Source organism: Variovorax sp. ISS6, from assembly GCF_056523145.1.
Genome location: NZ_JAWRZC010000001.1, coordinates 2,632,353 through 2,647,081, shown reverse-complemented (window position 1 = coordinate 2,647,081; position 14,729 = coordinate 2,632,353). Strand labels below are relative to the sequence as shown.

Genomic DNA, 14,729 nt, shown 5'->3' with positions numbered 1-14,729 from the left:
CACAACGATGAAGCGCACATTCCAGATCTACCGCTACGACCCGGACAAGGACGCGAAGCCCTACATGCAGACCATCGAGATCGAACTCGACGGCCACGAACGCATGCTGCTCGACGCCCTGATGAAGCTCAAGGCGCAGGATCCGACGCTGTCGTTCCGCCGCTCGTGCCGCGAAGGCGTCTGCGGTTCCGACGCGATGAACATCAACGGCAAGAACGGTCTGGCCTGCCTGACCAACATGAACACGCTCAAGGGCACCGTGGTGCTCAAGCCGCTGCCCGGCCTGCCGGTGATCCGCGACCTGATCGTCGACATGACCCAGTTCTTCAAGCAGTACAACTCGATCAAGCCGTACCTGCAGAACGACACCGTGCCGCCCGAGAAGGAACGCCTGCAGTCGCCCGAAGAGCGCGAGGAGCTCAACGGCCTGTACGAGTGCATCCTGTGCGCGAGCTGCTCGACGAGCTGCCCGAGCTTCTGGTGGAACCCCGACAAGTTCGTGGGCCCGGCCGGCCTGCTGCAGGCCTACCGCTTCATCGCCGACAGCCGCGACGAAGCCACCGCCGAGCGCCTCGACAACCTCGAGGACCCGTACCGCCTGTTCCGCTGCCACACGATCATGAACTGCGTCGACGTGTGCCCGAAGAGCCTGAACCCGACCATGGCCATCGGCAAGATCAAGGAACTGATGGTGCGTCGCGCCATCTGACCCGACATGGCTGCTTTGCCCGGCACTCCATCGCCCTCGGCGCTTTCCTCGGGAAGCGCGGCGGCCGAGCCGCTCGACGAACGGGCGCTCAGCAAGCTCAAGTGGCGCTGCCGGCGCGGCCTGCTCGAAAACGATCTGTTCATCGCCCGCTTCTTCGAGCGGCACGAATCTCGCATCACCGTCGGCCAGGCCGGCGCGATGGAGGTTCTGATGGACCTCTCGGACAACGATTTGCTCGATCTTCTCCTTCGCAGAAAGGAGCCCGAGCCCGCATGGGCCGGGGCCGAGGTGGTCGAGCTTCTGCAGCTGATGCGCGCCGACGGTGCGCAGCGGCCCGCAGCCTCCACGACCTCTTCCTCCTCGCCCTCCCGAACAATCCTCTGAAAGAAACCCGAAATGAAAGCCTCCGATACCAAGGCCACGCTATCGTTCAGCAACGGTGCCGACAAGGTCGAACTGCCGATCTACAAGGGCACCGTCGGTCCCGACGTGATCGACATCCGCAAGCTGTACGCGCAGACCGGCATGTTCACCTACGACCCGGGTTTCATGTCCACCGCGGCCTGCCAGTCGGCCATCACCTACATCGACGGCGACAAGGGCGAGCTGCTGTATCGCGGCTATCCCATCGAGCAGCTCGCGACCAACTGCGACTTCCTCGAGACCTGCCACCTGCTGCTGTACGGTGAACTGCCGGACGCGGCCAAGAAGGCCAACTTCACCAAGCTCGTGACCAACCACACGATGGTCAACGAGCAGATGCAGTTCTTCCTGCGCGGCTTCCGCCGCGACGCACACCCGATGGCCATCATGACCGGCCTGGTGGGCGCGCTGTCGGCCTTCTATCACGACAGCACGGACATCAACAATCCCGAGCACCGCGAGATCGCCGCGATCCGCCTGATCGCGAAGATGCCCACGCTCGTGGCCATGGCCTACAAGTACACGATCGGCCAGCCGTACATGTACCCGAAGAACGAACTCAGCTATGCGGGCAACTTCCTGCACATGATGTTCGCCACGCCCTGCGAGGAGTACAAGGTGAACCCGGTGCTCGAGCGCGCGCTCGACCGCATCTTCATCCTGCACGCCGACCACGAGCAGAACGCCTCGACCTCGACCGTGCGCCTGTGCGGCTCGTCGGGCACCAACCCCTTCGCGGCCATCGCGGCCGGCGTGGCCTGCCTCTGGGGCCCGGCCCACGGCGGCGCCAACGAAGCGGCGCTCAACATGCTCTACGACATCCAGAAGGAAGGTGGCGTCGAGAAGATCGGCGAGTTCATCAAGAAGGTCAAGGACAAGAACTCGAACGTCAAGCTGATGGGCTTCGGCCACCGCGTGTACAAGAACTACGACCCGCGCGCCAAGCTGATGCAGGAAACCTGCAACGAAGTGCTGACCGAGCTGGGCCTGGAAAACGACCCGCTGTTCAAGCTCGCCAAGGAACTGGAAAAGATCGCCCTGGAAGACGAGTACTTCGTGTCGCGCAAGCTCTACCCGAACGTCGACTTCTACTCGGGCATCGTGCAGCGCGCCATCGGCATCCCGGTGCCGCTGTTCACCGCGATCTTCGCGCTGGCCCGCACCGTCGGCTGGATCGCCCAGCTCAACGAAATGATCGGCGACCCCGAGTACAAGATCGGCCGCCCGCGCCAGCTGTTCGAAGGCTCGCCCAAGCGCGACGTGAAGCCGATCTCGGCCCGCTGATCGACTCTTCCGACCGCTCCCTGCAAAAGCTGCCTTCGGGCAGCTTTTTTATTGCCCGTTCGGCATGGCCCTCCTCGCGCTCGGGCAGCAATGCCATCTCATATCACGATGGCAACTGCATGAAAACAGGAAGAAAATAGCCGACTCATCGCCAGATGCGATGCCCAAGCCCCCATGAGCACGTCCGAACGCAACTTTGCCCGCCGCATCGACCTCACGTCGCTGCAGCTGTTCGTGGCCGTGTGCGAGCTGGGCAGCATCGGGCGCGCCGCGGAGCGCGAATTCATCGCCGCCTCGGCCATCAGCAAGCGGCTGTCGGACCTCGAGGCCACGCTCGGCACCACCCTGCTCTACCGCCATGCGCGCGGCGTCGACCTGACGCCGGCCGGCGAAAGCCTGCTGCACCACGCGCGATCGGTGCTCTACAGCCTCGAGAAGATGCAGGGCGAACTCAGCGAGTACGCCGACGGCGTGCGCGGCCACGTGCGGGTGCACGCCAACATCTCGGCCATCGTGCAGTTCCTGCCGGAAGACCTGGGCGTGTTCACGCGCGCCCACGAGGCGATCAAGATCGACCTCGAGGAGCACCTGAGCACCGAGGTGATCCGCGCGGTGCAGGAAGGCGCGGCCGACCTCGGCGTGTGCCACGTGGCCGGCGGCGCGGGCGAGCTGCAGAGCCTGCCCTACCGGCACGACCGCCTGGCGCTGATCGTGCCCGCGGGCCACACGCTGGCCGATCAGGGCGCGATCGAGTTCATCGCCGCGCTCGACTACGACCACGTGGGCCTGCACACCAACAGCTCGATCTACGTGGCGATGCACGAGGCCGCGCTGCTCGCGGGCCGCAGCGTCAAGCTGCGCATCCACGTCACCGGCCTCGATGCGATGTGCCGGATGATCCAGAACGGCCTGGGCATCGGCGTGATGCCGCAGCGCGCCTTCGAGCTGATGCAGGACGGTATCGGCCGCGGCCTGGTCAGCGTGGCCCTGTCCGACGCCTGGGCCGCGCGCGAGATCCGGCTGGTGGCACGCGATTTCTCCACGCTGCCGGTGGCGGCCCGCACGCTGGTGAACCACCTGCACGCGGCCTCCTCCACCGAGGCTGAAACCGAAGCCGGCGCCGACCGGCTCGCGGCCTGAAACACAAGACAATCCATTTCCCCACGAAAGAGAAGAGACCGACATGGCACGCACGCTCTACGACAAGATCTGGGACGAACACGTCGTCCACACCGAGGAAGACGGCACCGCGATCCTCTACATCGACCGCCACCTGGTGCACGAGGTCACCAGCCCGCAGGCCTTCGAAGGGCTGCGCGAAGCCGGCCGCAAGCTGTGGCGCATCAGCTCGGTGGTGGCCACGGCCGACCACAACACGCCGACCACCGGCTGGGAGCGTGGCTACGAAGGCATTGCCGACCCGACCAGCAAGGAGCAGGTCACCACGCTCGACCACAACATCGCCGAGTTCGGCGCCGCCGCGTTCTTCCCGTTCCTGAGCAAGCGCCAGGGCATCGTGCACGTGATCGGCCCCGAGACCGGCGCCACGCTGCCGGGCATGACGGTGGTCTGCGGCGACTCGCACACATCCACCCACGGCGCCTTCGGCGCGCTCGCGCACGGCATCGGCACCAGCGAGGTCGAGCACGTGATGGCCACGCAGACGCTGCTGGGCAAGAAGGCCAAGAACATGCTCGTGAAGGTCGAGGGCAGGCTGCCCCTGGGCTGCACGGCCAAGGACATCGTGCTGGCCATCATCGGCAAGATCGGCACCGCCGGCGGCACCGGCTACACGATCGAGTTCGCCGGCTCGGCGATCCGCGACCTCAGCATGGAAGGCCGCATGACGGTGTGCAACATGGCGATCGAGGCCGGCGCGCGCGCGGGCCTGGTGGCGGTCGACGAGAAGACCATCGGCTACATCAAGGGCCGCCCGATGGCGCCCAGCGGCGTCGAATGGGACCAGGCCGCGGCCTACTGGCGCACGCTGCAGTCCGACCCCGGCGCGAAGTTCGACACCGTGGTCGAGCTCGACGCGACGCAGATCAAGCCGCAGGTCACCTGGGGCACCTCGCCCGAGATGGTGGTGGCGATCGACGGCCGCGTGCCCGATCCCGACAAGGAAAAGGACGGCAGCAAGCGCGGCGCCATCGAGCGCGCGCTGGTCTACATGGGCCTGGAGCCGAACAAGGCGATGAACGACATCTTCATCGACAAGGTGTTCATCGGCTCGTGCACCAACAGCCGCATCGAGGACATGCGCGAGGCCGCGGCCGTGGTGAAGAAGCTCGGCCAGAAGGTCGCCAAGAACGTGAAGCTGGCGCTCGTGGTGCCCGGCTCGGGCGTGGTGAAGGAACAGGCCGAGCGCGAAGGGCTCGACCAGATCTTCAAGGCCGCGGGCTTCGAGTGGCGCGAGCCCGGCTGCTCGATGTGCCTGGCGATGAACGCCGACCGCCTCGAGCCCGGCGAGCGCTGCGCCTCGACCAGCAACCGCAACTTCGAAGGCCGCCAGGGCGCGGGCGGCCGCACCCACCTCGTGAGCCCGGCCATGGCCGCCGCGGCCGCCGTGCACGGCCATTTCGTCGACGTGCGCACCTTCGCCTGACCAGGAGAACAAGACATGCAGAAATTCACCGTGCACAAGGGTCTCGTGGCCCCGATGGACCGCGAGAACGTCGACACCGACGCGATCATTCCGAAGCAGTTCCTCAAGTCGATCAAGCGCACCGGCTTCGGCGTGAACCTGTTCGACGAATGGCGCTACCTCGATCCGGGCGAGCCCGGCCAGGACCCGGCCAGCCGCAAGCCGAACCCCGACTTCGTGCTGAACCAGCCGCGCTACGCGGGTGCCTCGGTGCTGCTGGCGCGCAAGAACTTCGGCTGCGGCTCCTCGCGCGAACACGCGCCGTGGGCGCTCGACCAGTACGGCTTCCGCGCCATCATCGCGCCGAGCTACGCCGACATCTTCTTCAACAACAGCTTCAAGAACGGCCTGCTGCCGATCGTGCTGCCCGAGGCGCAGGTGGCCCAGCTGTTCGACGAGACCTTCGCCTTCCCGGGCTACTCGCTGACGATCGACCTCGAGCGCCAGGTGGTGGTGAAGCCCGACGGCCAGGAGTTCGCCTTCGACGTGCAGGCCTTCCGCAAGTACTGCCTGCTCAACGGCCTGGACGATATCGGCCTCACGCTGCGCCACAAGGACAAGATCAAGGCCTTCGAGGCCGAGCGGCTGGCGCAGAAGCCCTGGCTCGCGCACACGATGCTCGCCAACGCCTGAGGCGTTTTCCGTTTCACTTCCTTCGACAACCACCCAATGAAAATCGCAGTTCTCCCTGGTGACGGCATCGGCACCGAAATCGTGGCGGAAGCCGTCAAGGTGCTCCAGGCGCTCGACCTGAAGTTCGAGATGGAGACCGCCCTGGTCGGCGGCGCCGCCTACGAGGCCCATGGCCACCCGCTGCCCGATTCGACGCTCAAGCTCGCCAAGGAGTCCGACGCGGTGCTGTTCGGCGCGGTGGGCGACTGGAAATACGACAAGCTCGACCGGCCGCTGCGCCCCGAGCAGGCCATCCTGGGCCTGCGCAAGAACCTCGGCCTGTTCGCCAACTTCCGCCCGGCCATCTGCTACGAGCAGCTGGTGGACGCCTCGAGCCTCAAGCCCGAGCTGATCGCGGGCCTGGACATCCTCATCATCCGCGAGCTGACCGGCGACATCTACTTCGGCCAGCCGCGCGGCCGCCGCACCGCGGCCGACGGCCACTTCCCGGGCGCCGAGGAAGCCTTCGACACGATGCGCTACTCGCGCCCCGAGATCGAGCGCATCGCGCGCGTGGCCTTCGAGGCCGCCCGCAAGCGCAGCAAGCGCGTGACCAGCGTCGATAAGGCCAACGTGCTCGAGACCTTCCAGTTCTGGAAGGACGTGGTGACCGAGGTCGGCAAGGACTATCCGGACGTCGAGCTCGACCACATGTACGTCGACAACGCCGCCATGCAGCTCGTGAAGGCGCCCAAGAAGTTCGACGTGGTGGTCACCGGCAACATGTTCGGCGACATCCTCTCGGACGAGGCCGCGATGCTCACGGGCTCGATCGGCATGCTGCCCTCGGCCTCGCTCAATGCCAGCAACCAGGGCCTGTACGAGCCCAGCCACGGCAGCGCGCCCGACATTGCCGGCAAAGGGGTTGCCAATCCCCTGGCTACAATACTGTCCGCTGCCATGATGCTCCGTTTCTCCCTCAATCAAGCCGAAGCTGCCGACCGGATCGAGTCGGCGGTCAAGCATGTGCTGGCCTCCGGCCTGCGCACGGGGGACATCTGGTCGGAGGGCACCCGCAAGGTCGGCACCATCGAGATGGGCGACGCCGTGGTGGCGGCACTCTCGGCCTCGATCACCAAAAAGACGATTACCGGCTAACCGCAGCCCGCTTCGTCACGCCCACCCGGCTCCTGACGAGTCGGGCGCAAAGAGAAACCAGCGACTTTCTTTTTTCTTAAAGGGCACACTCAAATGGCGAACGCATCTCAACCTCTGGTCGGCCTCGTAGGCTGGCGCGGCATGGTCGGCTCGGTCCTGATGGACCGCATGCAGGCCGAAAACGACTTCGGCCTCATCGAGCCGGTCTTCTTCTCGACCTCCAACGCCGGCGGCAAGGCCCCGGCGATGGCCAAGAACGAAACCGCCCTCAAGGACGCGCACGACATCGAGGCCCTGAAGAAGTGCGACATCGTCATCACCTGCCAGGGTGGCGACTACACGACCGAGGTGTTCCCCAAGCTGCGCGCCGCCGGCTGGAACGGCCACTGGATCGACGCCGCGTCCACGCTGCGCATGAAGGACGACGCGATCATCGTGCTCGACCCGGTCAACCTGCCCGTGATCCAGAACGCGCTGACCAACGGCGGCAAGAACTGGATCGGCGGCAACTGCACCGTGAGCTGCATGCTGATGGGCGTGGGCGCGCTCTACAAGGCCGGCCTGGTCGAGTGGATGACCAGCATGACCTACCAGGCCGCCTCGGGCGGCGGCGCGCAGCACATGCGCGAACTGCTGACGCAGTTCGGCACGCTCAACGCCGAGGTCCGCTCGCTGCTCGACGACCCCAAGTCCGCCATCCTCGAGATCGACCGCAAGGTGCTGCACAAGCAGCAGAACCTCAGCGCGGCCGAGACCGCCAACTTCGGCGCCCCGCTCGGCGGCTCGCTGATCCCCTGGATCGACAAGGACCTGGGCGACGGCATGTCGAAGGAAGAGTGGAAGGGCGGCGCCGAGACCAACAAGATCCTCGGCCAGGGCGCGGGCTTCGGCACTGCGGCCACGCCGGTCGACGGCTTCTGCGTGCGCATCGGCGCCATGCGCTGCCACAGCCAGGCATTGACCTTCAAGCTCAAGAAGGACGTGCCGGTGGCCGACATCGAAGCCATGATCGCCGCCGACAACGCCTGGGTGAAGGTGGTGCCGAACACCCGCGAAGCCACCCTGCAGGACCTGACGCCCGTGGCCGTGACCGGCACCATGGGCATCCCGGTCGGCCGCATCCGCAAGCTGGCGATGGGCCCGGAGTACGTCGGTGCCTTCACCATCGGCGACCAGCTCCTCTGGGGCGCCGCCGAACCGCTGCGCCGCATGCTGCGCATCCTGCTGGAAGCCTGATGGGGGCAGTTCGCGCCCGTTGCCTACCCCCTTGTTGTCGAAAGGCGACAGAAGATGTGTTCGTAAGTATGCGCGCACTGGGTAGAACGGGCGCATTGCCTTGTCAGTAGGGGGTGATGATGCTAACGTCCTCTTACAATTTCTGGGCCTGAGCCGCCCCCTATCAGCATGACAAGACATCTGTTGCCCGCGGCCCGCCCATCGGCCGCTCGCTCCCCCCTTCCCCTGAACGGCGTTCGTCTGTCGGTCCTGAGTGCGGCGGTGGCCGTGGCGATGGGTCTGGCCAGCACCGATGCCAGCGCGCTGGCGCTGGGTCCGCTGAAGGTGCAGTCGGCGCTGGGCGAACCGCTGCGGGCAGAGATCGACGTGACCGAGATCACGGCGGCCGAGGCCGACAGCCTCAAGATCAACGTGGCCACCGCCGACGCCTTCAAGACGGCCGGCGTTCCCTACAACCCGGCCCTGCGCGACGTGCGCGCGACGCTGCAGCGCCGCGCCGGCGGCCAGTACGTGGTGCGCCTCAACGGCAGTCGTCCGCTCAACGACCCCTTCATCGACCTGCTGCTCGAGGCCAACGGCAGCACCGGCCGCATCGTGCGCGACTACACCGTGCTGCTCGATCCGCCCACCGCGCGCACCGCGGCCGATGCCGGCACGCCGATCGCTCCGGTAGCGCCACAGGTCGCGGCGCCCGCCGAGCGCCCCGGCCCGGTGGTCGCGCGCACGCGCCGCGAGCCCGCCGCAGCGCCCGCGCCGGTCGCCGTGGCACCGGCGCCGTCGGCAGCTTCGTCCTCCCCCGCACCCACGGCCCGCTCGCCCCGCCCCGCGGGCAGCGGCGAACAGGTCACGGTGCAGCGTGGCGACACCGCCGGCAAGATCGCCGCGGCCAACAAGCCGGCCGACATCTCGCTCGACCAGATGCTGGTCGCGCTGCTGATGGCCAACCCCGATGCCTTCATCGGCGGCAATGTCAACCGTATCCGGGCCGGTGCCGTGCTCGACCTGCCGAGCGCCACCGAGGCCGGCGCGGTGCCGGCCGCGGAAGCCCGCCGCACGGTCACGGCCCAGAGCCGCGACTTCAGCGCCTATCGCCAGCGGCTGGCCGAGAACGCCCCGACCTCGAACGTCGCCGCCGCCAGCCGCCGCGCCGGCGGCCGGGTGCAGGCCAATGTCGAGGACCGCAATGCCGCGGCCACGGCGCCCGACAAGCTCACCATCTCGCAAGGCAACGCCACCGCGCGCGCCGCCGAGGAAAAGGTCGCGCAGACCCGCCAGGCGCAAGACCGCAGCAACCGCGTCGCCGAGCTGTCGAAGAACATCGAGGAGCTCAACAAGCTCAAGGCCGCGGGTGGCTCGACCGCCGCGGCGCCTTCGGCAGCGCCTGCGCCCGCAGCGGCCGCGCCCGCCGCGACGCCTGGCATTCCGGTGCCCGTCGCCGGCCCGGCCGCCGCCGTGGCGCCCGCCGCTCCGAGCCCCGCACCAGCTCCCGCTGCCGCGCCCACGCCTGCTGCCGCGGCCGCGCCGGCCCCAGCCGCAGCGACGCCCGCCGCCGAGGCCGCGCCAGCAACAGCAGCCGCCGTCGCAGCCGCCACTCCCGCCGAGGGCGCCGCAGCCACCGGTGCGCCCGCCCCGAGTCCCGCGGCCAGCGCCGCGGCACCTGCTCCCAAGCCGGCGCCCAAGAAGGTCGTGGCACCGCCCCCACCGCCGCCCGAACGCAGCTTCCTCGACGAACTGCTCGACAACCCGCTGATGCTGGGCGGTATCGCGCTGATCGCGCTGCTGATCGGCTTCCTGCTCTACCGCGTGCTGGGTCGTCGGCGCGAGGAAATGAGCGAGAGCGTGTTCCTCGAGAGCCGCATCCCGAAGGACTCCTTCTTCGGCGCCAGCGGCGGCGAGTCGGTCGACACCAAGAACCGCGGCGACTCCACCGTCTCGTCGCTCTCGTACTCGCCGAGCCAGCTCGACGCCGGCGATGTCGACCCGGTGGCCGAGGCCGACGTCTACCTGGCGTATGGCCGCGACCTGCAGGCCGAGGAAATCCTGCGCGAAGCGCTGCGCGTGAATCCCGACCGCACCGCGATCCACCTGAAGCTGCTCGAGATCCACGCCAAGCGCCGCGACCTGCGCGCCTACGAGGGCCTCGCCACCGAAGTGCACAAGCTCACCGGCGGCAATGGCGCCGACTGGACCCGCGTGGTCGACATGGGCAAGGAACTCGACCCGGGCAATCCGCTGTACGAATCGGGCACGCCGCGCAGCGCCACGCCCGCCGAGAGCGCCGCGCTCGCGAGCGCGCTGGCGGCCGCATCGGCCCGCCCGCCGGCCGCCGCCAAGCCCGCGCCCGCCCCCGCGCCGGTGGCGGCCGCTCCTGCCTTCGTGCCCTCGGTGGCACCGCTCGATTTCGACCTGGACCTGAGCCAGCCGCCCGCGCCACCGCCGCTGGCACCGGTCGGCGCCAGCCTGCCGAAGTCGGCCTATGCGCCCGCCCCGGCCGCGCAGCCGACGACGCCCCCGTCCGCCAGCCTCGGCGTGCAGCCGACGGTCGATCTCGAGAACGATTTCGACACCGCCCCCGGCGCGCTGCAGCTCGACACCCTGCCCGGCTCGCTCAACGACGCCGACAACACCCGCCCGGCCGTGCTGCGCGGCGGTGCCGGCCTGCCGGCCGACTCGGGCTTCATCGAGTTCGACATGAGCGCCCTGGCCGGCCTGCCCGCCCGCGCGGGCAACGGTGCCGACCATGCCGCGCCGTCGGCCTCGGCCCACGAGGACGACGAGAGCCCGCATGCCGTCAAGCTGTCGCTGGCGCGCGAACTGCAGGCCATCGGCGACGTCGAGGGCGCGCGCTCGCTGGTCGAGGAAGTCGAAGCCGAAAGCGCCGGCGAACTCAAGTCGCAGGCGCGACAGCTGCTCGCCGAGCTGCGCTGAGCGCGCGGCGCCGGCCTCTTCGTTTCTGGTTTCGTGAGGCTGGCGCTCGGCATCCGCTACAACGGCCAGGCCTATGACGGCTGGCAGAGCCAGTCCTCGGGCCGCACGGTGCAGGACAAGCTCGAGAAGGCGCTGTCCCAATTCGCCGCCCAGCGCATCTCCACGCTCTGCGCCGGCCGCACCGACGCCGGCGTGCATGCGTTGATGCAGGTGATCCACTTCGACACCGAGGTGCAGCGCGAACCCTTCTCCTGGATGCGCGGCACCAACCGCTACCTGCCCGACGACATCGCCGTGCAGTGGGCACACCCGGTGCCGGCCGAATTCCACTGCCGCGCCAGCGCCCTCGCGCGGCGCTACGTCTACGTGCTCTCGCAATCGCCGGTGCGCCCCAGCCTCGACGCGGGCCGGGTCGGCTGGTCGATGAACCTGCTCGACGGCGACGCGATGCGCGCCGCGGCCGCGCTGCTGATCGGCGAACACGATTTCAGCTCGTTCCGCGCCTCGGCCTGCCAGGCCCGCTCGCCGGTCAAGAACCTGCGGCGCATCGAGATCACGCGCCACGGCGAGGGCGAGCGCTGCCGCTGGCAGTTCGAGTTCGAGGCCGATGCCTTCCTGCACCACATGATCCGCAACCTGATGGGCTGCCTGGTGCGCGTGGGCCGGGGCGCCGAGTCGCCCGAGTGGATCAGCGAGGTGCTCGCCGCGCGCAGCCGCGACGCGGCGGCGCCGACCTTCTCGCCCGACGGGCTGTACTTCCTCGGCCCGTTGTACGACGCCAAGTGGGGTCTGCCGGCCGAGGCCACCTTCCAGGCCGCCCGCGCGGCCTATGATGGCCCGCCATGAGCCTTCTCCCGCCGCGCACCCGCATCAAGATCTGCGGCCTCACGCGCGAGGCCGACCTCGATGCCGCCGTGGAAGCCGGCGCCGATGCCGTCGGCTTCGTGCTCTACCCCAAGAGCCCGCGCGCCGTCGCGCCCGAACGCGCGGCCGTGCTGGCCGCGCGCCTGCCGCCCTTCGTCACGCCGGTGCTGCTGTTCGTCGATGCACAACCCGCCGAGGCCATCGCCGCCCTGGCCCGGGTGCCGGGCGCCATCGCCCAGTTCCATGGCGATGAAACGCCCGCCGACTGCCTCGCGGCGAGCGGAAACGGACGCTTCCGCTTCATGCGCGCGGCGCGCATTCCCCTCGGCGAGGCCGGCGCCCGCTTCGACCTCGTAAAATACGCATCCGATTTCTCAAACGCCCAGGCCATCCTGCTCGACGCCCATGTCGACGGTTATGGCGGTGGCGGCAAGGCATTCGATTGGTCACTTCTTCCACCCGCCGTCGACGCTCACCTCGTCTTGAGTGGTGGACTCACACCTGCAAACGTGGGCGATGGCATTCGCACGCTGCGGACACGCTGCAAGACGCTGTCCGTTGATGTGAGCTCGGGCGTCGAGATCGACGGTCCCGGGAACAAGGGCCTGAAGGACGCCGGCAAGATCCGGCAATTCGTCGCCGCGGTGAGAGCGGCCGACGCCTCGTCCTTCTCCAGTTAGTCGCCGCACCCGGTTGTCGACCGGGCCGCGGCCCAACGATCGAGAACCATGCAAAGCACCTACCAGCAACCCGACGCCACCGGCCATTTCGGCAACTACGGCGGCACCTTCGCGAGCGAGACGCTCACCCACGCGATCAACGAGCTGCGCGACGCGTACGCGAAGTACAAGGAAGACCCGGCCTTCCTGGCCGAATTCCACTACGAGCTCAAGCACTTCGTCGGCCGGCCCTCGCCGATCTACCACGCCGCGCGCACCAGCCGCGAAATGGGCGGCGCGCAGATCTACCTCAAGCGCGAGGACCTCAACCACACCGGCGCCCACAAGATCAACAACGTGATCGGCCAGGCGATGCTCGCGCGCCGCATGGGCAAGCCGCGCGTGATCGCCGAGACCGGCGCCGGCCAGCACGGCGTGGCCACGGCCACCATCTGCGCGCGCTACGGCCTCGAATGCGTGGTCTACATGGGCAGCCAGGACGTGAAGCGCCAGAGCCCCAACGTCTACCGCATGAACCTGCTCGGCGCCACGGTGGTGCCGGTGGAATCGGGCAGCAAGACGCTGAAGGACGCGCTCAACGAGGCGATGCGCGACTGGGTCACGAACGTGGAGAACACCTTCTACATCATCGGCACCGTCGCCGGCCCGCACCCCTACCCGATGATGGTGCGCGACTTCCAGAGCGTGATCGGCACCGAGTGCATCGAGCAGATGCCCGCGATGCTGGCGGCCGACGGCATCACCGGCGAGGCCGAGGGCAAACAGCCCGATGCGGTGGTCGCCTGCGTGGGCGGCGGCAGCAATGCGATCGGCATCTTCCATCCCTACATCCCGTTCGCGGGCACGCGGCTGATCGGCGTCGAGGCCGCGGGCGAAGGCCTGGACAGCGGCAAGCACGCCGCCTCGATCCTGCGCGGCAGCCCGGGCGTGCTGCACGGCAACCGCACCTACCTGCTGCAGAACGAGGATGGCCAGATCACCGAGACGCACAGCGTCAGCGCCGGCCTCGACTATCCCGGCGTGGGCCCCGAACATGCGTACCTGGCCGACATCGGCCGCGCCGAGTACGTGGGCGTCACCGACATCGAGGCCCTCGAGGCCTTCCACTACCTGTGCCGCACGGAGGGCATCATTCCCGCGCTCGAATCCAGCCACGCCGTGGCCCACGCGCTGAAGCTCGCGAAGACCATGCGCCCCGACCAGTCGATCCTGGTCAACCTCTCGGGCCGCGGCGACAAGGACATCGGCACCGTCGCCGACCTCGCGGGCGTCGACTTCTACGACCGACCGTCGATGCGCGGCCTGAGCGTGAAGGGAGGCAAGTGATGAGCCGCATCGCAGCCACCTTCGAGGCACTGAAGAAGGACGGGCGCCGCGCGCTCATCCCCTACGTCACCGCCGGCTTCCCCTATGCCGACATCACGCCCGAGCTCATGCACGGCATGGTCGCGGCCGGTGCCGACGTGATCGAGCTCGGCGTGCCCTTCTCCGACCCGATGGCCGACGGCCCGGTGATCCAGCAGGCCGGCGAAGCCGCGCTCGCGCTGGGCATCGGCATGAAGCAGGTGCTCGCGATGGTCGCGGCCTTTCGCGCGAAGGACACGCGCACGCCCGTGGTGCTGATGGGCTATGCCAACCCGGTCGAGCGCTACGACCTCGTGCACGGCAAGAAGGCCTTCATCCGCGACGCGGCCGCGGCCGGCGTCGACGGCCTGCTGGTGGTCGACTATCCGCCCGAGGAGTGCGAGCAGTTCGCCGCCGAGCTGCGCGAAGCCGGCATCGACCTGATCTTCCTGCTGGCACCCACCAGCACGGACGAGCGCATGGCGCAGGTCGCGCGCATCGCGAGCGGCTACGTCTACTACGTGTCGCTCAAGGGCGTGACCGGCGCCGGCCACCTCGACACCGAGGCGGTCGGCCGCATGCTCCCGCGCATCCGTCAGCACGTGGGCATCCCGGTCGGCGTGGGCTTCGGCATCCGCGACGCCAACACCGCGCAGGCGGTGGGCTCGGCGGCCGACGCGGTCGTGATCGGCACCAAGATCATCCAGCTGATCGACGGCCAGCCGCGCGAGCAGGTGGTGCCCGCGGTGCATGAATTCCTCGCGGGCATCCGCGAGGCGCTCGATGCCTTGCCGGCGGCTACCGCGAAGAATGCGGCTGGCCGATAATCGCCGCTGCCCTCGTCAGG

General features: G+C 68.5%; 13 protein-coding genes. All 13 read left to right on the top strand.

Annotated elements, in window-relative coordinates:
* Nucleotides 1–7: 7 nt before the first annotated feature.
* The 13 genes from AC1HIL_RS12060 to trpA all read left to right on the top strand — a co-directional run bounded on the left by AC1HIL_RS12060 (nucleotide 8) and on the right by trpA (nucleotide 14,709).
* On the top strand, nucleotides 8–709 hold the full coding sequence (locus AC1HIL_RS12060; protein ID WP_057595819.1) for a succinate dehydrogenase iron-sulfur subunit: 702 nt from the start codon (nucleotides 8–10) through the stop codon (nucleotides 707–709).
* A 6-nt stretch (nucleotides 710–715) separates the two neighbouring features.
* A complete protein-coding gene (locus AC1HIL_RS12055) occupies nucleotides 716–1,093 on the top strand; it encodes an FAD assembly factor SdhE (RefSeq protein WP_064262389.1) in 378 nt (125 codons plus the stop codon).
* Between the two features lie 12 nt (nucleotides 1,094–1,105).
* A complete protein-coding gene (gltA, locus tag AC1HIL_RS12050; RefSeq protein WP_057595818.1) occupies nucleotides 1,106–2,416 on the top strand; it encodes a citrate synthase in 1,311 nt (436 codons plus the stop codon).
* A 174-nt stretch (nucleotides 2,417–2,590) separates the two neighbouring features.
* A complete protein-coding gene (locus AC1HIL_RS12045; protein ID WP_479671878.1) occupies nucleotides 2,591–3,556 on the top strand; it encodes a LysR substrate-binding domain-containing protein in 966 nt (321 codons plus the stop codon).
* 43 nt (nucleotides 3,557–3,599) lie between these two features.
* Complete coding sequence (gene leuC, locus AC1HIL_RS12040) at nucleotides 3,600–5,021, top strand: 3-isopropylmalate dehydratase large subunit (protein WP_479671877.1); 1,422 nt, start codon at nucleotides 3,600–3,602, stop codon at nucleotides 5,019–5,021.
* A gap of 15 nt (nucleotides 5,022–5,036) precedes the next feature.
* On the top strand, nucleotides 5,037–5,693 hold the full coding sequence (gene leuD / locus AC1HIL_RS12035; RefSeq protein ID WP_057595815.1) for a 3-isopropylmalate dehydratase small subunit: 657 nt from the start codon (nucleotides 5,037–5,039) through the stop codon (nucleotides 5,691–5,693).
* Nucleotides 5,694–5,729: 36 nt separating this feature from the next.
* Nucleotides 5,730–6,830, top strand: coding sequence for a 3-isopropylmalate dehydrogenase (gene leuB, locus AC1HIL_RS12030; protein ID WP_261208654.1), 1,101 nt, complete (start codon nucleotides 5,730–5,732; stop codon nucleotides 6,828–6,830).
* A gap of 93 nt (nucleotides 6,831–6,923) precedes the next feature.
* Nucleotides 6,924–8,066 (top strand): aspartate-semialdehyde dehydrogenase, encoded by a 1,143-nt coding sequence (gene asd, locus AC1HIL_RS12025; protein WP_057595813.1) that lies wholly within the window; start codon nucleotides 6,924–6,926, stop codon nucleotides 8,064–8,066.
* Nucleotides 8,067–8,339: 273 nt separating this feature from the next.
* Nucleotides 8,340–10,994 carry a FimV/HubP family polar landmark protein gene (locus AC1HIL_RS12020; protein WP_479672489.1) on the top strand — a complete coding sequence of 885 codons (2,655 nt, stop codon included), beginning with the start codon at nucleotides 8,340–8,342 and terminating at the stop codon, nucleotides 10,992–10,994.
* A 33-nt stretch (nucleotides 10,995–11,027) separates the two neighbouring features.
* Entirely contained in the window at nucleotides 11,028–11,840 is an 813-nt protein-coding gene (truA, locus tag AC1HIL_RS12015; protein ID WP_422097798.1) for a tRNA pseudouridine(38-40) synthase TruA, read from the top strand.
* Nucleotides 11,837–12,538 carry a phosphoribosylanthranilate isomerase gene (locus AC1HIL_RS12010; protein ID WP_479671876.1) on the top strand — a complete coding sequence of 234 codons (702 nt, stop codon included), beginning with the start codon at nucleotides 11,837–11,839 and terminating at the stop codon, nucleotides 12,536–12,538. The genes truA and AC1HIL_RS12010 overlap by 4 nt, the downstream gene beginning before the upstream one ends.
* 48 nt (nucleotides 12,539–12,586) lie before the next feature.
* Nucleotides 12,587–13,864: a tryptophan synthase subunit beta gene (gene trpB / locus AC1HIL_RS12005; protein WP_057592270.1), complete on the top strand. Its 1,278-nt coding sequence runs from the start codon at nucleotides 12,587–12,589 to the stop codon at nucleotides 13,862–13,864.
* Nucleotides 13,864–14,709 (top strand): tryptophan synthase subunit alpha, encoded by an 846-nt coding sequence (gene trpA / locus AC1HIL_RS12000; RefSeq protein WP_261208664.1) that lies wholly within the window; start codon nucleotides 13,864–13,866, stop codon nucleotides 14,707–14,709. Before trpB ends, trpA begins: the two co-directional genes overlap by 1 nt.
* Nucleotides 14,710–14,729: the final 20 nt, after the last annotated feature.